At 64.2% G+C, this 20,473-nt stretch carries 16 protein-coding genes; 3 read left to right on the top strand and 13 right to left on the bottom strand.

Annotated features, from left to right (window positions below):
* Positions 1-90: 90 nt before the first annotated feature.
* Positions 91-2,463: an alpha/beta hydrolase family protein gene (locus HH213_RS13990; RefSeq protein ID WP_229263429.1), complete on the bottom strand. Its 2,373-nt coding sequence runs from the start codon at positions 2,461-2,463 to the stop codon at positions 91-93.
* Positions 2,464-2,656: 193 nt separating this feature from the next.
* Here HH213_RS13990 and HH213_RS13985 point away from each other — a divergent pair, with 193 nt between their 5' ends.
* Complete coding sequence (locus tag HH213_RS13985; protein WP_110846516.1) at positions 2,657-3,190, top strand: CcdC protein domain-containing protein; 534 nt, start codon at positions 2,657-2,659, stop codon at positions 3,188-3,190.
* A gap of 47 nt (positions 3,191-3,237) precedes the next feature.
* Here the strand turns inward: HH213_RS13985 and HH213_RS13980 are convergent, their stop codons facing one another.
* From HH213_RS13980 to HH213_RS13960, 5 genes are all read right to left on the bottom strand, one after another.
* Positions 3,238-6,069 carry an ATP-binding protein gene (locus HH213_RS13980; RefSeq protein ID WP_110846515.1) on the bottom strand — a complete coding sequence of 944 codons (2,832 nt, stop codon included), beginning with the start codon at positions 6,067-6,069 and terminating at the stop codon, positions 3,238-3,240.
* Positions 6,070-6,071: 2 nt separating this feature from the next.
* Positions 6,072-6,854, bottom strand: coding sequence for a hypothetical protein (locus tag HH213_RS13975; protein ID WP_229263428.1), 783 nt, complete (start codon positions 6,852-6,854; stop codon positions 6,072-6,074).
* Entirely contained in the window at positions 6,847-8,208 is a 1,362-nt protein-coding gene (locus HH213_RS13970) for a hypothetical protein (protein WP_169112603.1), read from the bottom strand. Before HH213_RS13970 ends, HH213_RS13975 begins: the two co-directional genes overlap by 8 nt.
* Before the next feature lie 81 nt (positions 8,209-8,289).
* Positions 8,290-9,036: a DUF3108 domain-containing protein gene (locus HH213_RS13965; protein ID WP_110846512.1), complete on the bottom strand. Its 747-nt coding sequence runs from the start codon at positions 9,034-9,036 to the stop codon at positions 8,290-8,292.
* A gap of 1 nt (position 9,037) precedes the next feature.
* Positions 9,038-10,204, bottom strand: coding sequence for a DUF3108 domain-containing protein (locus tag HH213_RS13960; RefSeq protein ID WP_169112602.1), 1,167 nt, complete (start codon positions 10,202-10,204; stop codon positions 9,038-9,040).
* A gap of 121 nt (positions 10,205-10,325) precedes the next feature.
* On the opposite strand from HH213_RS13960, the gene HH213_RS13955 reads away from it, so the two are divergent.
* A complete protein-coding gene (locus tag HH213_RS13955; protein WP_169112601.1) occupies positions 10,326-11,078 on the top strand; it encodes a PhaM family polyhydroxyalkanoate granule multifunctional regulatory protein in 753 nt (250 codons plus the stop codon).
* Positions 11,079-11,084: 6 nt separating this feature from the next.
* Here the strand turns inward: HH213_RS13955 and HH213_RS13950 are convergent, their stop codons facing one another.
* From HH213_RS13950 to HH213_RS13920, 7 genes are all read right to left on the bottom strand, one after another.
* A complete protein-coding gene (locus HH213_RS13950; protein ID WP_229257936.1) occupies positions 11,085-11,267 on the bottom strand; it encodes a hypothetical protein in 183 nt (60 codons plus the stop codon).
* A gap of 79 nt (positions 11,268-11,346) precedes the next feature.
* Positions 11,347-13,083, bottom strand: coding sequence for a tetratricopeptide repeat-containing response regulator (locus HH213_RS13945; RefSeq protein ID WP_229263427.1), 1,737 nt, complete (start codon positions 13,081-13,083; stop codon positions 11,347-11,349).
* A complete protein-coding gene (locus HH213_RS13940; RefSeq protein ID WP_169112600.1) occupies positions 13,080-13,790 on the bottom strand; it encodes a sensor histidine kinase in 711 nt (236 codons plus the stop codon). Before HH213_RS13940 ends, HH213_RS13945 begins: the two co-directional genes overlap by 4 nt.
* 107 nt (positions 13,791-13,897) lie before the next feature.
* Positions 13,898-15,589, bottom strand: coding sequence for an FAD-dependent 5-carboxymethylaminomethyl-2-thiouridine(34) oxidoreductase MnmC1 (mnmC1, locus tag HH213_RS13935; protein WP_169115173.1), 1,692 nt, complete (start codon positions 15,587-15,589; stop codon positions 13,898-13,900).
* A gap of 2 nt (positions 15,590-15,591) precedes the next feature.
* Positions 15,592-16,152, bottom strand: a complete 561-nt coding sequence (locus HH213_RS13930; protein ID WP_169112599.1) for a DNA-3-methyladenine glycosylase I — start codon at positions 16,150-16,152, stop codon at positions 15,592-15,594.
* A 2-nt stretch (positions 16,153-16,154) separates the two neighbouring features.
* Positions 16,155-18,992, bottom strand: coding sequence for a diguanylate cyclase (locus HH213_RS13925; RefSeq protein WP_169115172.1), 2,838 nt, complete (start codon positions 18,990-18,992; stop codon positions 16,155-16,157).
* Positions 18,993-19,211: 219 nt separating this feature from the next.
* Complete coding sequence (locus HH213_RS13920) at positions 19,212-19,709, bottom strand: winged helix-turn-helix transcriptional regulator (RefSeq protein ID WP_110846507.1); 498 nt, start codon at positions 19,707-19,709, stop codon at positions 19,212-19,214.
* 430 nt (positions 19,710-20,139) lie between these two features.
* Between HH213_RS13920 and HH213_RS13915 the strand changes: the two genes are divergently transcribed.
* Complete coding sequence (locus tag HH213_RS13915; protein ID WP_169112598.1) at positions 20,140-20,457, top strand: hypothetical protein; 318 nt, start codon at positions 20,140-20,142, stop codon at positions 20,455-20,457.
* Positions 20,458-20,473: the final 16 nt, after the last annotated feature.

Here is a 20,473-nt window from a genome sequence, read left to right as displayed (position 1 = left end):
ATGGTCGTAACTCCTGGGGGCGAGATGGTGGCGCCCATTCTACCCCGAGGCTTCGCTTTGGGGTCAGACCCCGTACGGGGTCTGACCCTTCTACCGGGGTTGTGCGTTTTTGACGTATTTCTCCAGCCAGGCATTGGTTTCGTACAGCATGTGCAGGATCGATTCCCGCGCGCGGTAGGCGTGCGATTCGTTCGGCAGCATCACCAGCCGCGCCGTCCCGCCCAGTCCTTTGATGGCCTGGAACATGCGCTCGCTCTGGATCGGGAAGGTGCCCGAATTGCTGTCCTCCGCGCCGTGAATCAGCAGCATCGCATCCTTGATCTTGTCAGCGCTGTTAAATGGCGACATGGCCTGGTACACCGCCGGCGCCTGCCAGTACGGCCTTTCCTCCGACTGAAAACCAAACGGCGTCAGAGTGCGGTTGTAGGCGCCGCTGCGCGCGATCCCGGCGCGGAACAAGCGCGTATGCGCCAGCAGATTGCCGGTCATGAACGCGCCATATGAATGGCCGCCGACCGCAATCCGGTGCCGGTCCGCCACGCCGCGCCGCACCACCTCCTCCACCGCCGCCTGAGCCGAGGCCACCAGCTGCGGCAGATAGGTATCGTTTGGCTCCTCGTCGCCACTGCCCACGATCGGGAACGACGGATTATCCAGCACCGCGTACCCCATCGCCAGGAAGGCCGCCGGCCCCCAGTAGCTGACGGCGTTGAATCGGTACGGCGATCCGGTGGTCTGGCTGGCCGCGCCGGCTGACTTGAACTCCTGCGGATAAGCCCACATCAGCATCGGCAGCGGACCGTCGCGCGCCGCGTCGTACTCCGGCGGCAGCATCAGCGTCGCGGTCAGCTCCACGCCATCTTCGCGCGCGTAGCGAATCTGCTCCTTCTGCACATCCTTCAATTGCGGCGTTGGGTGCGGATAGCTGGTCAGCGCGGTCAGTTGCTCGCCTTCCGGCTTGGTCAGGTCGCGCAGGTAATAATTCGGCCGCTCGGTCGGCGATTCGCGCGTGGTGAGCAGCAGCGTGCCGTCGTCATTCAGCACTGCCGCGACGTTTTCAAAATACGGTGCGGCGCTCTGGAACAGGCGCTCCTTGTGACGCGTGGTCAGGCTCAGACGATCGAGGAATGGCCGGTCGCCTTCCGGCGTAGCGCCGGCGCCGTCCAGCAGCACCGTGGTGCCGGGGCCGATCAGCAAACGCGGGAAGCCATTCGCATCGGCGCGCATCACCGGCGAGCCGGGACTGTTGTAGCGGTCCTCGTATGAGCCGGAATAAATCAGCTCCGGCGGCGTCGATAAATGCGCCGGCTCGATCATCCACTGCTTGTAATCGCGCGTCTTGTGCCAGCGCTCATTGATCAGCGCCACATCGTCGCGTCCCCAGGCGATGCCGGCGTAACGCATGGTCAGCCGCGCCAGCACCTTGGGCGGTGCGCGGAACGGCGCCGCCTGCAACAGCACCAGGTCGCGGATGCCATCGACTACCTCGCGCGCCGGATCGCCGCCATCCTGCGCCTCGGCCCACGCCAGGCTGGCCGGCGCATCGGCGCGCCACGACACATGGCGCACGCCGTCGGACACCGCGTCGTTCCCCGGCGGCAGCCCCTCTTCCAGCGGCAGGTTGGCCACCGTGTGCACCACATCGCCATGCAAGTCGCGCACCTCGATCCGTTCGCCGAAACTGGACACCGGCACGATGTACGAATACGGCCGCGTGATGCTCTGCGTCAGAATGTACTCGCCGCTCGGCGACAACGAAGTGCGCGAGAACTGCCCCGGTGCGCCGACCAGCCGCGCCTTGCCATGCAAGTCGATGATGGCCATCTGCACCGTGACGTAATACTCAAACAGGCGCGCGTCGTCCTCGCTCTTCAGCAGATCCTGATAGGTGCGCAGCTGGCGCACATGGCCGTCCGAGGTCGAGTCCTGCTCGATCGGCCCGGACGGAATGCCGCTGCCCACCGGCGCCTTGCCCACGCCGGCCGGACGCCAATGCACCAGCAACCCGCTGCTGTCCGGCAGCCAGTTGAAGCCGCGCGTGAGCACCGTCGACAAAGGCTGCGGCGACAGCTTGCGCGCCTTGCCTTCGGCCAGATCCACCACCCACAGCTCCACCGCGCCGCGCTCGCCCTTCAGCGAGACATGGGTGAACGCCAGGTGGCGCTGGTCCGGCGACCAGCTCAGGTCCGACACGCGCAGGCCGCGCGGCAGCCCGCCAATGCGGCGCTCCTTGCGCGTGGCCACGTCCAGCAAGGCCAGGTCGGTGCCGAACGAGAAACGGGACGAAGAACAGGTGCGCGGATTAATCCGCAGGCCGGCCAGCTTCAGCTCCGGCTGCGCCACTTCGGCAATGCCGGGCAGCGGCGGCGTTTGCACCACGGCGACGATGTCGCGCCGGGGACTGAGACTGAGGCCGGGCGAACGGGCCGCATCGACAATGGCTTGCAAGGCAGCAGGCGGCAAGCGATATCCCCCTCCTGGGCGCCCTCCCGAGCAAATGCGGGCGGCGAAGCGGCCATCAGCCCCGGATGCGGCGGCAGCACGGATAAAGGTTTGTTCATGGGCGTCCTTTCAGTCCAGTTTGCGTATGCTAGCCTTGATTGCCGATCCGTGCCGTACAATCACAGTTTTTCAGATTTTCGGATTCGGACAGATTATGGAAATGACCACAATCGTATTGCTGCTGCTGGTGCCGCTGGCGGTATGGCGTATTTACTCGCGTCTCAAGATCGTCCTGGGTCGTACCAAGTCCGAACTGTGGCGCCACTACGCCACGCTGGCCGTCATGGCTTTCATGCTGCTGGCGGTCGCGGTGCAAATCTTCGGCAACTGGATCGCCATGGCCGCGCTGCTGGCCGGTGCGCTGGTCGGCGCCTTCCTCGGCCAGCGCAACTTCAAGATGAGCCGCCTGGAGAATCGCCCCGATGGCTTTTTCTACACGCAGAATCGCAAGCTTGCCCTGCTGGTCATTATGCTGTTCATCAGCCGATTGATCTACCGCTTATTTGAGGCCTATCTGCACATGCACAATGGCCTGCCGCTGGAAGCTGACTTCCTGGGCAATCCGCTCACGGCGTGGCTGTTTGGACTGCTGGGCGGCTTCTACGGCCTGTATGCATGGCGGCTGGTGGAATGGCGCCGCGCGCAAAAGCCGGTGCCACGCCCGATTGACATCTTCGACATCAAATAAAAAAGGGCCGCGACAAGGCGGCCCTTCCGGAATACTTCCCTTCCCTATCAAGCGGCTTTCGCCGCTTCCTCCTTACGGCGTTGCAGCACGAAGATCGGCTGCGCCCACTCGGTATCCTTTTTCTTCTTGCTCGTGATGAGCGTCAGTTCCGAAGGATCGTAGACGTCGGTGTTGTGCGTCAGCGGGGTCGTCATCAGGTACTGGGCGTCGGTATTCTTCAGGAACTCGCCGACCAGCTGGATGTTACGGATATCCAGGTGGGCAAACGGTTCGTCGATAAACACGAAGCCGCCGGAGCCCTCTTCCGATTTCAGCAAGCCAATCAGCAGCACCAGCGATTTCATCACCTGCTGGCCGCCCGACGCTTCACCGTCGTTCATGCCAATCACGCCCTTGCCGTCGAACTTGAAGCGCACGTGCAGGCCGGCCTGCGCCAGTTGCACGTCGTCGTTCTCCAGCCGCACCGGATCGGCGCTTACCTCGATGCCGGCCAGCTGGCCCAGCTCCTTGATATTGGCCGCATAGGTCTTGACGGTGTAGCGCAGCCGCTCGATGTAGGCGCCGCGCGCATTGCCGGTGGCCTCGATCGCGCGGTTGTTCTGGTAGCGGCGCTCTTCGGTTTCCGACTGGCGCGAATGCAGCTGGTCGTTCAGGCGCTGGTACTGGTCGATGACGGTTGCATCCAGTTCCCAGTCGCTGCGCGCCAGGCTAGCTTCCAGGCTGTGCACCCGCAGGTTGACCTGGTGCGCGTTCTGGTGGTCCTTGACCAGCGCGGCGCGGCGCGCGGGACGACGCCAGGCTTGCGGCAGATGGCGCCAGGCCTTGCGCAGCACCAGCAACGCCTTGGCGTGTTCGGTGCGCTGCTCCAGCACGCGCTTGTGATTGAGACGCATGCCGGCTTCCGACTCCGACAAGGCGAAGCGCGCGTTCTGCCAGGTAGTGTCGGCGCGGGTGCGCGTGACCACGGCGGTCTTGATCAGGTTTTGCAGTTCGCCCAGACGGGCGCCGACTTCGCTGCGCTCGGCGCGCAGCGGTACGGCGTTGCGCGCCGCTTCGTCGAATTCCTCGGCGCGCGCGCCCAGTTCCTTGGCCGCGTCCACGCCGGCCAGGCGGGTTTTCAGCGAACTGATTTCGGTCGCCAGCTTGGACACCAGCAGCGTCAGTTGATCTTCCTGTGCCTCCAGCGCCGGCAGCGATTTCTGGATCGCTTCCATACGCTGCGTGCGGCCGGCGGAGCCGAAGCGGTAACGCGAGACTTCCACGAACAGCGAGCGGCCACCGCGGCGTTCGCGGTGATACGCGTCCGGCGTGATCCACTCTTCGTGGCTGCCCAGCTTTGCGCCGATGTCCACGCTGTCCACGCGGGTAATGCGCGACAGCTGTTCCACCAGCCACGCCGGCACCTTGGCCGAGAACTTTACCACCGACATCAGCGTGTCGTCATTGACCACCGGCGCATGCACCAGGTCCGGCACGATGAAGTGGCGATAGCGTTCCTTCTCCGCCAGGCGGTACGCGGCGGCGGCGTCCGACGATTTATCCAGCAGCACCACGGAGGCATAGCCACCCAGCACGCCTTCGATCGCACCCTGCCACTTGGCGTCGGTCACCTCGACGATGTCCGACAGCATGGCGTGGCTGATGCCGGCGTCGTTCAGCGCGCGGCGCATGGTGCGCTGCACTTCCGGCTCCGGCATGGCGGTCTTGCCTTGCAGCGCGGAGATGGTCGACAGCTCACCGGCGATCTTCGACGCTACCGCATCGCGCGCGGTGCGCTGGCGCGCCAGTTCGATCTCTTTCTCTTGCAGCGTCTTGGCCACTTCAGCCAGGTCCGAACCGGAGTCCGATGCCAGCTTTTCCAGGCGCGCCTTCTGTTCCAGCAGGCTTTCCAGCGGCTTGAGTTTGCCGTTGATGTGCGTCAGGCGGGTTTGCAGCGAGGTCGATTCCTGCTCCAGCACCGTCTCGTGGCTTTGCGCGTCCGACAGCGCCTTGGCTTGCGCCGCCAGCAGGTTGCGCTTGTCGGCCAGCTGCGAATCGGCCTGCAGCAGCGGCTTGCGCGCTTCGCGCAGCTGGCGGCTCAGGTTAGCGTGCTTCTCGCGCGCTTCGTGATACTCCAGCGACGGCAGCACTTCCTCTTGCAGGTTGCGGCGTTCCTTGTTCAGGTCTTCCCACTGGTGGTAATTGGCCACGCGCAGGCGCAGGCCTTCCAGGTTGGTGCGGGAGGCTTCCAGCTCCGCTTCGAAGCGTTTCAGCTCCGTCTCGGTGTCGCGCTGGTGGCGCTTGGCTTCGTCGTAAGCGTCCAGCACTTCCTTGTCGCCGAATACCTGGAACACCAGGTCCAGCAACTGGCGCGGTGCGTATTCGCACAGCTTGTCGGTTTCGCCCTGCTCAAGCGCCAGTACCTTGGCCATGGCCGGCGACAGCCCAGCTGCGGCCAGGCGCTTGCGGTAATTCTCCACGCCGAGCCAATCGCTGCCCGGCTCGCCGATATCTTCGATCTGCACGTTACCGGGACGCATAAGGTACTGGCGCTTCCAGTCGCCGCCGTTCTTCTGGATTTGGCAAAACAGCGTGACTTCGTCGTCGCTGAAGAAGCCCGAGCTGCGGAACGGACGGTTGGACAGCTGGCGTCCCATCGGCTTGTTGTCCACCACGGCGCGCAGCCACGCGGTCTGCTGGCCGCTGTGGCGCGCGTAGTGCTTGTAGGTGCGGCCCATCGAGCAATCGAGGCCGAACAGCGTGCGCAGTGCATCCAGCAAGGTGGTCTTGCCGGAACCGTTCTGGCCCGCGATGGTGATGATCTTGGCGTCCAGCGGGATATTCTTGATGCGTTGCCAGTAATCCCAGTGGACCAGTTCTAGCGATTTAATATGAAACATGCTTAGTCCTTGGCTGGAGTGTCGTCGTCAATCGGAGCGGGCGGCGGCGGCGCTTCGAAGGCAGGCAGGATGTCGTCTTCCGCTTCGGCGAATGCCGGCGCCGGCTCCTCGTCGTTGGCGGCCAGCGGCGGCGCGCTGCGCGGCACCGGAATGATCTGCGGCGGCGAGCGTTTGAACACGTCGGCCAGCGCGCCGTTGACGATGCGCTCTTTCAGCACGTCGGTATCCATCAGCAGGTCCAGCAGCGGGCCTTCGACGATCACGTCGCCGCGCCGTTCGATGAAGCCCAGTTTCGACAGGATGCCGAGGTTCATGTCCAGGCGCGTCTTCTTGCCCAGCTTATCGCCGAAGTCGGCCAGCAGCGCCTTGTAGGCGATGCCGATCGAGGTGTCTTCCGCGCGTGGCAGCGGCTTCTCGGTGCCGAACATATCGTTCTGGTCATCTTCCGCGTGCTGGTGGGTCTCCTGGCGTTCGCGCTTGGGCAGGATGATCTGCGCCCACAGCACCACCAGCAGCGCCACGCCATCGCGCGACAAGCCGAAGTTATTGTTTTGCCAGACATCCTTGGCGCCGAAAATTTTCGGCTCCATATTGCGGTGCAGGGCCAGCGTCACGTGGTCGGCATACACGTTGTCGAGCAGCTTGAGGCCAACCGCCAGCAGGCGGCCGTCGACCTCTTTGCGGAACTGTTCATCCGACAGCACGCGCTTGACCAGTTTATCGTCGCGGCGCAGGGTCTGGTGCGACAGCAGGCGCGCGATCAGGATTTGGGAATCGTCATTCATCAGACTTGTCGCCTTCCGGATTCAAAGACAGTGAGAGGGAGGCAAGGGAAATCGCTGCGACTTCGAGGTCGGGCAGCTGGACCATTTCATCTTGTGGCGAGAACGTCACCGGCAGGCGCGCCAGCGCCGCCGTGGCGCCTTGCAGGCGGGCCTCGTCGGCGTCCCCCAGCAGCGGCAGCAGCGATGCGCGGTACGAGGCCACGGCGAACGACGCCGGCAGCAGCGACTCGTGCGCCTGGATGGCTTTCGGCGACTCTTCGGCGATGCTCGGGAAATTGCCCAGCGCCGCAAAGTCGGACAGGCGCGCCAGCCAGTCGTCCAGCTCCTGCTGCATGGCAGGGCCGTCGCTGATGGTGGTCGGCGCATCCTCGCCGGACGGCAGGCCATTGGATACGGTGGTGTTGATGCGGTCGGCCATTAATTCAGTTTCTGCTACGTCGATCATTTCTGCGGGCGTGATGAACAGCGGGACCACCGGCTGGTCGATGGCGTCGATGGCCAGCGAGGCCAGGTCGTCATGCAGCAGCAGCCAGCGCTTGATGTCGGTGGTGGACAGGCCGGACTGGCCCAGATGCACCCGCTGGCGCTCGATCTGGTTCAGGGCGCGCGAGAACATGCCCTGCATGTTCAGCAGCGCCGATTGCGCGCGGCCGATGGCCTGCGCGGCCTTGTGGGTGGCGCTGTCGGCGTTTTCGTCGGTCAGAATGGCGCGCAGGATCTCCGAGCCCTTCTCGACCCAGTCGCACGCCATATGCCACTTGGCCTGCGAGGCGCGCAGGCGGAATTCGGAACCTGACGCAATCGCGTCCGAAAACTCCTCGGTCAGTTCCATCAGGCGGCCCAGCAGGTGGTTCAACTGGTCGACAGTGACGCCGCCCATCACCTGGGCGCCGGCCACCTGCGACAGCAGGAAGCCCATTTCGGCGTTGTCGTCTTCTTCCTTGCCCAGGGCGAGCAAGGCGTCGATCGCCGACAGTACATTGCGCGCCATCGGCGTCACGCGGTACACCGCCTGCTGCGCGTCCCATGCCAGCAGCTGGTTGGTGCGCAGGCGCATCAGCACCGTCTCCAGCGACTCGGGCAGCAGGTACGCCAGGCGGGTATTGATGTCGGCGCGGGTGAAGCTGGTGGACGCGGTATCGGCGGCCAGCTCGCGCAGCACCAGCAGGCGTACCAGCACGCCATCGAAACCGCCATGGAACAGCGCTGTAAACACCTGCAGCAGCGGCTGCGCGCGTTTCAGGTGGTAGACCTGCTCAATCTCGTCGGCGGAAATGTGCGGCTGGAAGTGGGCCTGCAAGCTGTCTTGCACTTGCGGGTCCGATGCGGCTTCACTAGTTGTAGGTTCGATCATTCTTTGCCATTCTGTGCACCCCGCCATTGTATTTTTTACAAATAAACCTCATTGTCGCGGGGGCGTCAGTATAGCAGGAGCCTACTTCTTCACGACCTTTTCCAGTGTCTGGTCGACGAAGTCGCCGTCATTGTCGTTAAAGCGCACCCGCACCGGGTACCAGTCCATCGACGGCGCCAGCCACAGGTCGACCTGCTGGCCCTTGGCATCCGGCGGCGGCGCCTTCACCAGGTGGACCGCGCTAACCTCGCCGGCCCCGGTCTGCACGTTTTCGGTGCCGACCACTTTGAAGCTCCACTGCTCGGCGTCGCGGCGGCCAGCCACGAACATGTGCCATTCGCTGCCGGTTTTGAATTTGTCCGGCGCGGCGCGGCCCAGCGCGGCCAGCTGCCATTGCGCGCTGCTGCGATCCTGTTCGCCCCCGAGTATCGGATAGGTGACGTCGCTTTCAGTAAATGCAATGGCCTTGGCGTCGCGCTTGAAAGTAGTGGTGTACGGGTCCTTGCGCATGCGCTTCTCGTAGAAGCTGGCCGGCGCCAGGCCGTAGTCGTCGATCGCGCCTTCGCTGCGGTTCTCGACCACCTTGCCGAAGATGGCGGCATGGCTCTCGGTGTTGATCGAGTATTTGCCGTCGCCGGCGCGCCACTGCACGGTGGCGGTGCCGTTCAGCGACAGGCCGCTCTGCTTGACCTTCAGGTTGTAGCTCAGGTCCGCCGACGGCGGCACGCTGGTCGGGCGCTTGACGCTCGGATGTTCGCCGTTAGGTGCGGCTGCGTGTGCAGCGTAGGCCAGCAACAGCGCGGCGCAAAGGGTGGTGATCTTTTTCATACTATTTACCTGTCTGTGTCATCTTGATGTCGGAGACGGTCTGCGTGTTCACAGCGCCGTTACCTTCGGTTACGCGAATCTGCATCGGGTACCAGTTGATGCCCGGCGCCAGCCAGATTTCCAGCCTGGACGAATACGAGCCGGGTTTCGCCGGCCGGCTCAAATGCCATGTCACGATCTTGCCGGTCTTGGTGTCCAGTTCTTCTTCGCCCACCAGCTGGAAGCGGTTGATGGTGGCGTCCCTGGAATCGGCGACCTGGATATCGATATCACTGCCAAACTGGTTGACGTCAGCCCGGCCGATGCCGCCCAGCTGGAACGGCACCGTGACCTGGTCCTGCGCGCCCACCATCAGCGGGAAGCTGGCTTCCGACGACGAAAACGTGATGGTGCCGGCGTCGCGGTTGAAATGGGTCGCGGTTTCGGCACGGCGCGCACGCTTCTCCGTCGACTTGAGCGGGGCGATGCCGTAATCGTCGATCTCCCCTTCGCTGCGGGACGTCAGCAAATTCAGACGCGTGACGATCAAGCTCAGACCCGCCTGCACCGATGCCTGATAGTGGCCGCCATCAGTATGCCACGTCATCGTCGCGGAGCCTGTCCATTTGGTGCCGTCGGGGTCGACCCGGTCCAGCGCCATCTCAAACACCGCGGGCGGCGGCAGGTTGACCTTGTAGCGCCGCATGCCCAGGCGCGGCGACGCCTCCGGCTTGGCCTCGGCCGGCGTGTCGCCCGGCGCCACCGCTGGCGGCGGCGTACCGGTTTGCGCCTGCGCGGCGCCGGCCTGCGGGTCGGCCACCGCAATCGGCGGCTCGGCAGCCAGCAACGACGACACGTCCTGCTCAGCAGGCGCAGTGGCCGCCAGCGGCGCCGGTTCGGGCAGCGGCTCGGCGGCCGGCCGTGGTCTCGGCTTCGGCAGCCGGACCGCCGGCTTGGGCGTTTTCTGCGCCAGCGGCGTGATCTCGGGCGGCGGCGGCGTCTCTACCCGCTTGGGCAGCGCCAGCCGCAATTGCGCCGTCATCAGCGACGGCTTCAGCTCCGACGCCCGGTGCGTCTGCGCGCTCAGGCGCCCTCCCACCCAGTCAATCGCGGCAAAGTGCAGCGCCACAGTGGCCGCACACAAAACCAGTACGCGCCGGTGTCGGGTAAGGAAGGAAACGATCGTCATGGCCGCTAGTTTAAACGGGATCGCAGTTCTCGGCAGTGCTGGCGCAGAAATGTTGCCAAAACCTTTTGAATGCCTAACCAATATCTGCTACGCTAGCCGCTCAACCTACAGGAGGATAGCCATGGTCCACTCGCAAATGCCGAACATTCCCGGCGCCGGCGTCATGAACGATACGCTGGATTTTGTCAAAAACCTGTGGGGCAGCATGAGCGTGCCGGGTCTGACCGCACCCACGCTGTCGGTCGAAGAACTGGACAAGAAAGTCAACGACCTGAAAGCCGTCGAGAGCTGGCTCAATCTGAATCTGAGCATGCTGCGCGGGAGCATACAGGCGTTGGAAGTCCAGCGCGACACCATCGCCACGCTCAAATCGGTCGGCGCCAGCCTGGCTTCCGCCGTTAACACTGGCGTGAGCGACAAGTCGATCTTCGACGCCAATCCTTACGCCTCCGCCTTCTTCCACCATGCGCGCGAAGCAGACAAGGCGCAGGCCACGCAGCCATCGCCGCAGCCTGCACCTGCACCTGCACCGACGCCAGCGCCGGAAGCCAAGGTGGAAACGCCCAAGCCGGCCAGCGGTGGCGCTGCTGCGGCCCAGCCTAACGCCTGGTGGAATCTGTTACAGGATCAGTTCAAGCAAGCCGTGTCCACGGCCATGGCGTCGGAATCGATGATGACCGATGCCGCCGTCAAATTCGCCGCAGCCGCAGCTGCGGGCGCCAAGCCGGCGGAGAGCAAGCCTGCCGCCAGCGCGGCATCGGCAGCGCCGGTCAAACCGGCTGAGGTGAAAAAACCTGCCGCCAAAAAGCCGACGCTCAAAAAAGCTGTCGCTAAATCGGCTAAACCGGCCAAGCCGGGCGACGATCAGCCGTAAGGAAAATTACGCCAGCCGCTGGATGCGGATGGCGTCGATCAGGCCATCGGCCTGACGTTCCACTTTCTCGATATCGATCAGGCCTTCCTCTTCGAGCAGCTTGGCGCTGTCGTGGGCGGCCTGGAAGCTCTCCAGGGTATCGCCCTTGGCGGCGACCGGGCGAACCCAGGCCACACTACCTACTTTCATTTTTTTGTAAACTTCCTTGGCGATGTCGCGCATATTTTTTGTGCCCTTATTTGCTCTCAAAATTGAGTGTCATGTTGGTTTAACTACTGGTAAATCGGGTGCTCTCCGGCACCGGTCCATTGGCGGCTTCGTACTCGCTGGCCGCAGCCGCAGCTACCACGCCGGACACCGGCGCCAGCATCGCCAGCTGTTCCATCAGCTGCGCAAAACGCTGCTGTCCCGGCGCGATGGCGTCCACGTGCATCAACACACCGATCGCCTCGTCGGCCAGCCCGCGCTCGTAACCATTCTGCTGTAACGCCGAGATGATGATCTGTGCGGAGTTGAACAGGATGCGCATATTGTGCGGCAGCGCGCGGCGCGCCGTGCGCATCCAGTCGATGGCTTCCGCCAGCTTGCCGGTTTTCCAAAGCAGCACGCCGCGGTTCATCATCTCCGCCGCTTCCATGCGCGCTTCCTTGATCAGTTCCGCACCCTCGTCGCTCATGCGCGCGCGGTCGAAGATCTTCTGCACGTCGTCCAGCAGCACCGTGTTGTCGTGGTTATTGCGCGTCACGTATTGCAGCAGGTGGACCGGCGCTTCCTTGACGCCGACCGCAAACAGCAAGGTCGCCATATCCAGGCAGGTCTCGGTGTCCGGCCGCTGGCGCACATCGTCGGCCAGCATCGCTTCCAGCTCGTCGCCGGACTTGCGCGCGCGCCGGAAATCGCCGCTCTCGTGATACACCAGTCCCTCGGTGATTTTGGCGCGCAGCGTCACCTGGTCGCCGCCGAACTGGTGGACCGCCGCGTTGAGCAGGCGGATGGCTTCCTTGGTATCGTTCTTCTGCCCGCACACGCGCGCCAGGCCGAGATACGCATCGACTGTCTTCCGCACCGAGAACTCGCCGATCTCGATGCACTTGCGGAAGGCCTTCTCCGCCACCGGAATATTCCCCAGCTTGAGCGCCGTCTGCCCCAGCGAACGCTGACGCGGCACCGAATTGGGCGACAGCTTGGCCGCTTTTTGCAGCACGTCGAACGACTCTTCGGTTTTGCCTTGCAACTGGAACGACTGCGCCAGCTGGTCGAAGGCGTCGATGTAAAAACGATTATCGGCAATCACCGCCTGGAACATCATGCGCGCCGCTTCCAGATCGCCGGCGGCCATGCGGATTTTCCCCAGGCCGCAACGCGCCCAGTTGTAGTCGCGGTCTTGCAGCACCTGCTCGTAGACCACGCCCGCCTGTTCGGTCTCGCCGGCTTTCAGCAGCAGCGTGGCCTTCATGCGCAGCAGGTCGATGGCGTGCAGTGGATGATGCGCCACCTGGTCCTGGCACAGCTTCGCAGCACGCAGGTAATCCTTGTCTGCAAAGGCTTGGTCGATTTCGCTGAAGACCTGCTTCTTGATCCACACCCGGTTCAGGCGCGTCAACAGCACGCCTTCGGTGATCGGCTTGATGATGTAGGCGTCCGGCTGGTGTTCGGCCGCGCCCATCACCGACTCCACGCTTTTTTCGGCGGACACCATCAGCCACACGCTGGACGGCAACATCAGGTTGCGGATGCGCGCCTCTTCCAGCACCTGCTGACCGTTCTTGCCGTCGCCGAGATTGTAATCGCACAGCACCACGTCATACCGGGTTTTGGACAACAGCACCATGGCCTCGCCGCCGCTGGAGGCCTGGTCGATATGTTTGGCGCCGAGGTTGCGTAAAGACTCGCGCAGCAGTTGGCGAATGCCGACGAAATCGTCGATGATCAGGTAACGCTTCTCCGCCCAGTCGATGCCGCCGTCGGCGGTGGTATTGGCGCTAAAGACTTCGCTGCTCATCATGGCAACCGCAAGACGAAACAGCCGCCGCCCAAGGCGCCGCCGTTTTCCAGGGCGATGCTGCCGCTGCGCTGGCGGTGCTTGTGCATCTTCGCCACTTCGCTGGAAAAGTACAGACCCAGGCCGCTGCTATTGCTTAAGAAGTTAATCGCCGCCTTGGCGCTGGCGCCCGATTCCAGCATATTCGCCGGGAAGCCGACGCCGTTGTCTTCCACCCGCAGTTCCAGGTAGTCGCCATCGACGGCGATGGTCAGGCGGATGCGGTCGCGCGTGTAGCGCACGGCGTTGTTGATGGCGTGGACCAGCACCCCGATGACCAGGTCTTCATCCAGCGTCCAGATGGCGTCCTGCGGGTAGTCGACTTCAAACGCGATGCCGCGCGATTGCAGCAGCATGTGCGCCTGGCCGGCCACCAGTTCCACCAGCTCGCGCATGCTGCGCGGCGCCGGGTCGAAGGGATAGCCTGGTTTGCCGACATCCTTGTATAACGCCAGTAACTGGATCAGGTTATCGTTGAGGCGCTTGGTCTGGTACAGCATCTGCGCCATCTGGCCGTATTCCGGCGCGGCGCTGGACTGGTGTGCGGACAGCAGGTTCTCCAGCGTGCCACTCAGGACGCTGATCGAATTTTTCATGTCATGCACGGTGGACGCGAGGAACATGAACAGCTCCGGTGAGCCTTCTTGCTGCTGCGATGCTTGTTCATCCATTTGCAGGATCTCCATGGACGGCGGTGTTCAGGGGCCGATTATAGCCTGAGGCCTGTCGTGCCGCCAACGCGTTCGGTTTGCGTAAGCGCAACAGCGACGTGGCCCGGCTACTGCGCGCGGCGGCGTTGCTTGAGCAGGAAGCGGCCGGGATCGAGGGCGTCGATCAGTGTGTTCTCCAGCGGCGGCGGCGTATTTTCCAGTTGGCAGACCAGCAGTTCCGCCATCAGCGGGGCCCAGATCAGGCCTCGCGATGCGTAGCCAAGCAGGCAATGCAGGCCGGGATGGCGCGGCACGTCGGACAGGCATTCCAGCCGGCCGGCGTTCGCGTAGTCGGGCAGCGCGCCGGCCAGCGGCAGCCGGTCCGGCGCGGCCACTCGGAAGCCCACGCGGCCGGCCAGCGGCGCGGTGTGCGCCAATGCCGCCACGGCGTCGCCAGGGATGATTTCGGCCAGCCGGGCCAGATTCTCCTGCTGGCTGCTGGCGCGCAGCGCCGGATCGTCGTCGTTGTCGTAGGTGGCGCCGGCGCAGACGACGCCGTCCGACGGTGGCGTGACGTAGGCTTCGCGGCAGACCACCAGCGGTAATATCGGCGGCAGCAGCGGCAGCAGCGGCGGCACGGCGGCGGCTTCGACCTGCAAGTGGGTAACCTGCCCGCGCAACCTGGCCAGCGGCAGCTCCGCTGCCTGTGCGATCTGGCCAGCCCCGGCGCCGCTGGCCAGGATCACGGTCGGCGCTTGCGCGATCAGCGCGTCGTCTGCGCCACGCACCTGCCATTGGTCGTCAACGCGCAGCAGGTCCAGCGCTTCGGTGTGGAACACGCGTTGCAGGCGTTCGCCGCACGACGCCAGCATCGCCTCGCACAGCGACGATGGCCGCGCCCAGCCGCCTTGCGCAAACAGCCAGCCGCCATGCGGGGTCGGCGCGCCGATCAAGGCGCTGGCTTCTCGGGCATCGGCCCAGCGCGCGTATTGTGGTGGATAGTTCCATTGCGTTAGCGCGTCCTGCTGCACTTTCGCGTGACGTTCATCGCGCGCCAGTTGCAGCACGCCGCAATCGGCGCCCAGGAACGCTGTGCCCACGCCGCCCATGCGGCGCCATTCGCGCAGCGCAAACAGGTAGGCGGCGCGGCTCAGGCGCGTGGGGATGTTGTCGTCTTTGGAGAGCAGCGGCATGAAGATGCCGGCCAGGTTGCCGGATGCCTCCTGCGCCGGCTGCGCATGGCGTTCGATCAGCGTCACCTGCCAGCCGCGCGCACACAAACGCTGCGCGGCCGACGAACCGGCCAAGCCAGCGCCAATGATCACCGCGCGCCGCACCGGCACATCTTGCGCAGCAGGCTGCGGTTTACGGCTACGGTAGACGGCCGCGATATCCGGCGCGGCGCAAGCATCGTCAGCGATGCGGCACACAAAGCCCGCCGCCGTCAGCGCCCACACCAGCGCCTCGTCGGCGGCGCGGGCATGCAGCGTGGCGCCTTGCACCGCCAGCTTGGCCAGCGTGCGCGCCCATGCCGGCGCTATATCCGGCGACAGGTGAAACGCGTTCACGCGCGCCGCAATCTGCGGCAGCACAGCATCCACCGCGCCCACCAGCAGATCGAGCGTCACCTCGTCATTCAAAATCACGCGATGAAAGCCCGGCACATTCAACGGCCACGCATCGCGCAGCTGCGCGTCGTCCACCGCAGCCGCCGGCGGCAATGCAGCGGCAAGCGCAATGTAGTGCAAACGTCCGCCCTGCGCGCGCGCTGCCGCAAACCGCTCGCCACGGCCAAACTCGGTGTCGAGCACGACCCGCATCGTCACTTGCGCGCTTTGCGGCAGAAGCAATCCGGCGCATGGTCATCGACCATGCCGATACCCTGCATATACGCATACATAATCGTCGAACCGACAAACTTGAAGCCCAGCTTGGCCAGATCCTTCGACAGACGATCCGACAGCTCGGTCTTGGCCGGACGCGGCCCCTCGCCACGCACAATCGGTTTGCCGCCGACGTAAGACCACAGCAGCTTATCCAGGCTGCTGCCGCTGTCGAGCAAGCGCAGATACGCCTGCGCATTGGTGATGGCCGCCGCCACCTTCAGCCGGTTGCGCACGATGCCGGCGTTGCCCAGCAACTCCGCCACCTTGTCCGGGCCATACGCGGCGATCTTGTGCGCATCCCACTGGTCAAAAGCGGCGCGATAGTTCTCGCGCTTGTTGAGGATGGTCTCCCAGCTCAAGCCCGCCTGCGCACCTTCCAGATTGAGCATCTCGAACAGGCGCCGCTCGTCGTGGCACGGCACGCCCCATTCAGTGTCGTGATATGCCAGATACAGGGGATTGGCCGGATTGGCCCAGCTACAACGTTGTTTATCCATGCTCAGTTCAACTCCAAATCGCTCGACAAGCCGATGCGGCGACGTTCGCCAACCAGCACCAGCGGCCCGGTCAGATTGGACACCAGCCGCACCTCGCCATCCGTCACGGCCTGATCGAGTTGTTGCATCAGGCGCGGGAAGACGCCGTCGGCGCGCGTGGCGTCGGTGCTGTACAGCGCCGCCCAGGCATTGCGGCCGGAACGCTTGGCGATGTACAGGCCCTGGTCGGCCAGTTCCACCACCTGCGACCACGACAGCAAGCGCGGCTGCGACGGCAGGAACGGAAAACAGGCAAAGCCGATCGAGCAGGTCTTGGACAAGCGCACGCCGTCCGGCAAAGTGAAATCGCGCTCGGCGACGGCGCGCCGCATGCGTTCGGCCACACCCGGCGCCTCGTCGCGGTGGGTGGCGCGCGCCAGCACCAGGAATTCCTCGCCGCCCCAGCGAATCACGTAATCCGATTCGCGGAACACTTCGCGCAGCCGCTCCTGCATCTGCACCAGGATCGAATCGCCGGCCGCGTGGCCGTAGCGGTCGTTGACTTCCTTGAAGTGGTCGAGATCGACCATGAAGAACACCAGGTCCTTGGCCGCATGCAGGTCGCACTCGTTCAGTTCGCGGTGCAGGCCGGCGTCGTAGCCGCGCAAGCTCATGGCGACGTCGGCGTCGACGTTTTGCAGGAAGAAGCGGCGGTTGCGCAGCCCGGTCAGCTGGTCGGTCAGGCTGACTTCCTCCAGCGCCTGGTAGGCCTGCTCCAGCTCCAGGTTCTTGTCCAGCAGCTGTTCCTGGGTGGCGGCCACCTGGCGGTAGGCGCTGGCGTTGTCGAGCGCGATGGCGCCGTAGGCACACAGCGTGCGGAAGATCAGCCGTTCGCGTTCGCCATACGCGCGCGCCAGCAGCGACTGCACCGTCATCACGCCCAGCACCCGCTCGCCCACGCGCAGCGGCGCAAACAGCAGGCTCTGGGTCGGCAGCGTGCCGGGGATCAGGTTGGGCGTGACATCTTCGTCGTCCAGCTCGACCAGGATTTCGCGCCGTTCGCGCAGACAACGCGCGGTATTGGCGTTCGGATCATCGGCGGCGATGCGCACGCGCGGCAGCGGCTTGTCCGCTTCAATGCCGAATTCGCACACCAGCGAGGCGCCGTCCGGCTGCAGCAGGAAGATCGAAAAGTGGGTCGCATCCAGCAAGCCATGCACGTGGCGGTCCAGCGCGCGGAACACCGCCGCCGCATCCAGGTGGGCAGTGATTTCCTGGCCGATGGCGCTCAGGTGTTCCAATGTGGCGCTGATCTGTTGCAGCACTTCGGCGCGCTGCGCCTCGGCCGCCGCCAGCTGGCGATGATGCTCGCCCTCGGTCTGCGCCCGTTCGGTCTGGTACTGCACCTGCATGGCGATGGCGCGGTTGGTGGCTTCCTTGCTGTGGGTCTGGTCGCGCGCGGTGTTGGCGCGCAGCGCGATGGTATAGGCGCGCTGGTAGTCGCCGATGGCGGCGTACTCGCGCGCCGCCGCGTCCAGCAGCGCACCCGGCACCGTGTAGCCTTCGATGGTGGCCGCGATTTCCAGCGCCAGCTGCAGATAATGCAGCACGGCGTTGGGCGCCTCCATCGGTTCCGGGCCCGGCAGCGGATGGCGGGCGTGGATGTCGGCCAGCACGTTGAGGGTGGCGATCTGGCTCGATGCATCGCCATGGTCGCGCGCCAGCGCCAGCGCGGCCTGGGCGGCGGCCAGCGCATCGTCGGCGCGCGCCAGGTAGGACAGCGCATGCGCCTGGCCGCGCCGCGCGCTGCTCTGGAAATCGTTCTGGCACAGGGCGTCGCCGCGTGCGGCCAGGCGGGTAAAACTTTCCAGCGCGGCCGCATAGTTGCCGAGGTCGAGCGCCAAATCTCCCTGGTATTCCAGCGCCACCGCGTAGGCGCGCGAACCGGACAGCGGCGCCAGCGTGTTCAGCGCTTCACGCAGCAGGCTTTGCGCGGCGTCGCGCTGGCCCAGCTGGCGCAACGTTTCGGCGGTCTGCATCAGGCACATGCCGATGCTGAGCGGCCAGCCGGCCGGCCGCGCCAGGTCCAGCCCGCGCTGCATCCATTCCAGCGCCGACTCGTGCGCGTTGAGGCTGGTGAAGCCGTTGCCGATATTCGTGGCGACGATGATGGCGCGACGGATCTGGCCGCTGGCCAGCGCGTTCTCAAAACTCAGCATCAGGTGGCCGATGGCGCGGCCGTATTCGCTGCGCTGGAAGGCGCAGGTGCCGAAGAAGTCGCTGATCCAGCCGGCCGCGATCGGCGCCACGCCGTGCAGATCCGTGCTGAAGCGGTCGCGCCAGCGCTGCTGCGCGGCCGGGCCGTCGCTGAAGGCGTCGCAGATGCCGGAGGCGGCGTCGATGATATCGATGCGCATCGGGTCGGCCGCCACGCGGGCGGCAGCGGCGGCCTGGCGCAACCAGTCGTCGCCATCGGCGCTTAAGCCACGGTCGTTGCTGGCCCAGGCCATGACCCAGCAGGCGTCGGCGCGGCAGGCAGCGGCGGCGGCCGGCAAGCTGTCGGCAGCTTGATCACATAGTAATAGTGCCTGTTCGGCATAATGGAAGGCGGTGTCGAGGTCGCCGCGCAGCCAGGCCGGCTCGGCGGTGATCAGGTGCAGGCGCGCCCGTTGCACCAGGGCGGCGTCCGACGGCAGCAGCGCCAGCAGCGGGACAATCTCGGTGGCCAGTTGCTGCGCGCGTGCAGGGTCCCGCTGGCGCAGATGCCAGGCCAGCGCCATCAGCAGCTTTGAGCGTTCCGCACCTTGCACATCAGGCAAGGCCGTTTCCCACTGCGCCAGCTCGTCGTCGAGCGCAAACATGTCCACCAAATTAACTTTCCTCTACTGTATTGCAACAGCGCGCCGTTACGCTGATTACCGCATTATTCCACAGTTTGCAGCCCCTCCCGTATGCCCCCTTTAAGTGCCTGATATCTAGGCGTTTTTGGTTCCGACCGGAAACTAGTTTAGTGAAAGCAACACAATTACCAATAAAAAAAGCGGCGCCGCAGCGCCGCCTGGGCCGGACCGCCCGGCTGACTAGGCGCGGCCGGGCTGGTTAATCTGGATCAGCCGCGAACGCATGACGTCGGTGGCAGCCGGGCCCGGCGCGAACATATAGTCCTCGTCGTTGATGGCCAGGCCGCTGTTGGCGTCCACCAGCACCTGGTCGGCCGGTTTGCCGGTTTCGCGGCTCACCACCAGCAGCGTAGCCCCTTCCGGCGCCAGGTGATCGTTGCCCCAAGCAACGAACGCCAGCAGGACCGGTTTGAAATCGCGGCCAGCCTTGGTCAGCACATATTCATAGCGCGGCGGCCGCGCGCTGTACTGGCGACGTTCCATCAGTCCGCCCTCCACCAGGCCGGCCAGACGGCGCGTCAACATATTCGGCGCGATTTTCAGGCTCTTCTCAAATTCATCAAAGCGGGTCAAGCCGTAGAAGGCGTCACGCAGGATCAGGATGCTCCACCATTCCCCTACTTTGCCAAGGCTGCGGGCGATCGGGCAAGGCATGCTACCAAAGTCGGTATGTTTCATGTTTGCTACTCCTCTATGTCAGGTGATCAACAAAATGCGTTAACAAGAACGCCTTCAGACTGAGCGACTTGCATGTTGGATGCAAGAAAGTGTGACTTTTTTAGGTGATGCAACTGCTGTGACAATGTGTGTATTTTTGCGCTTCAATTTCGTCTCCTTTTCTACCCTGATTTTTAACTACTTTCCTCTATGAAAAAACCTCGTTTTCCCGCCTGTTTTTGTCCCTCCACGATCAGCTGAAAAACCACACTCAAAACTCTCCAAAAATCACTTTATTTCCACACGTCAATTTCACGCTAGAATGTGAACATTAGAGAGATTGTTCTTTCAGGATAAAATTCTTCCTGTAGATCAACATCTCAACCTTGTTGGCTACCCTGATACCGTAGCCATCGACCAAGGCTGCGCACCCCAACAACGTGTGTGATAAATGAAAACTTTTACTAAAGCTCTCGCCATCGTCCTGTTCAGCCTGCCACTGATTGCCAGTGCCGCCGGCAAAACTGCGACCGCCAGCATGGCAGTGAGCTTTGAGGTGAAAGAAGCCTGCACTGTGCAAACCAGCGCCGCTGCCGCCACCGCCGCCACGAACAACACCAAAGCCGCGCCAACCGTCGCCTGCCAGCTCAAAACCCCTTACCAGATGACCCGCAACACCGCCCAGGCCGCCAGCGTCAACAGCAGCGCCGCGCAAGCCACCGCCCTCCGCCAGGAATCCGGCGCCGGCGAATGGACCATCACCTTCTGATCTGCCCCCGTCTCCG

The organism is Duganella dendranthematis (assembly GCF_012849375.1).
Taxonomy (GTDB): Bacteria; Pseudomonadota; Gammaproteobacteria; order Burkholderiales; family Burkholderiaceae_D; genus Rugamonas; species Rugamonas dendranthematis.
Note: the sequence above shows the minus strand (reverse complement) of the source record. Positions and strands in the feature narration are given on the sequence as shown.

Excerpts from the sequence above, each read along its gene's own strand:
- HH213_RS13985 (WP_110846516.1), top strand. The coding sequence starts at position 2,657 with ATGGAAATGACCACAATCGTATTGCTGCTGCTGGTGCCGCTGGCGGTA.
- HH213_RS13980 (WP_110846515.1), bottom strand. The coding sequence starts at position 6,069 with ATGTTTCATATTAAATCGCTAGAACTGGTCCACTGGGATTACTGGCAA.
- HH213_RS13975 (WP_229263428.1), bottom strand. The coding sequence starts at position 6,854 with ATGAATGACGATTCCCAAATCCTGATCGCGCGCCTGCTGTCGCACCAG.
- HH213_RS13970 (WP_169112603.1), bottom strand. The coding sequence starts at position 8,208 with ATGATCGAACCTACAACTAGTGAAGCCGCATCGGACCCGCAAGTGCAA.
- HH213_RS13965 (WP_110846512.1), bottom strand. The coding sequence starts at position 9,036 with ATGAAAAAGATCACCACCCTTTGCGCCGCGCTGTTGCTGGCCTACGCT.
- HH213_RS13960 (WP_169112602.1), bottom strand. The coding sequence starts at position 10,204 with ATGACGATCGTTTCCTTCCTTACCCGACACCGGCGCGTACTGGTTTTG.
- HH213_RS13955 (WP_169112601.1), top strand. The coding sequence starts at position 10,326 with ATGGTCCACTCGCAAATGCCGAACATTCCCGGCGCCGGCGTCATGAAC.
- HH213_RS13950 (WP_229257936.1), bottom strand. The coding sequence starts at position 11,267 with ATGAAAGTAGGTAGTGTGGCCTGGGTTCGCCCGGTCGCCGCCAAGGGC.
- HH213_RS13945 (WP_229263427.1), bottom strand. The coding sequence starts at position 13,083 with ATGATGAGCAGCGAAGTCTTTAGCGCCAATACCACCGCCGACGGCGGC.
- HH213_RS13940 (WP_169112600.1), bottom strand. The coding sequence starts at position 13,790 with ATGGATGAACAAGCATCGCAGCAGCAAGAAGGCTCACCGGAGCTGTTC.
- mnmC1 (WP_169115173.1), bottom strand. The coding sequence starts at position 15,589 with ATGCGGGTCGTGCTCGACACCGAGTTTGGCCGTGGCGAGCGGTTTGCG.
- HH213_RS13930 (WP_169112599.1), bottom strand. The coding sequence starts at position 16,152 with ATGGATAAACAACGTTGTAGCTGGGCCAATCCGGCCAATCCCCTGTAT.
- HH213_RS13925 (WP_169115172.1), bottom strand. The coding sequence starts at position 18,992 with ATGTTTGCGCTCGACGACGAGCTGGCGCAGTGGGAAACGGCCTTGCCT.
- HH213_RS13920 (WP_110846507.1), bottom strand. The coding sequence starts at position 19,709 with ATGAAACATACCGACTTTGGTAGCATGCCTTGCCCGATCGCCCGCAGC.
- HH213_RS13915 (WP_169112598.1), top strand. The coding sequence starts at position 20,140 with ATGAAAACTTTTACTAAAGCTCTCGCCATCGTCCTGTTCAGCCTGCCA.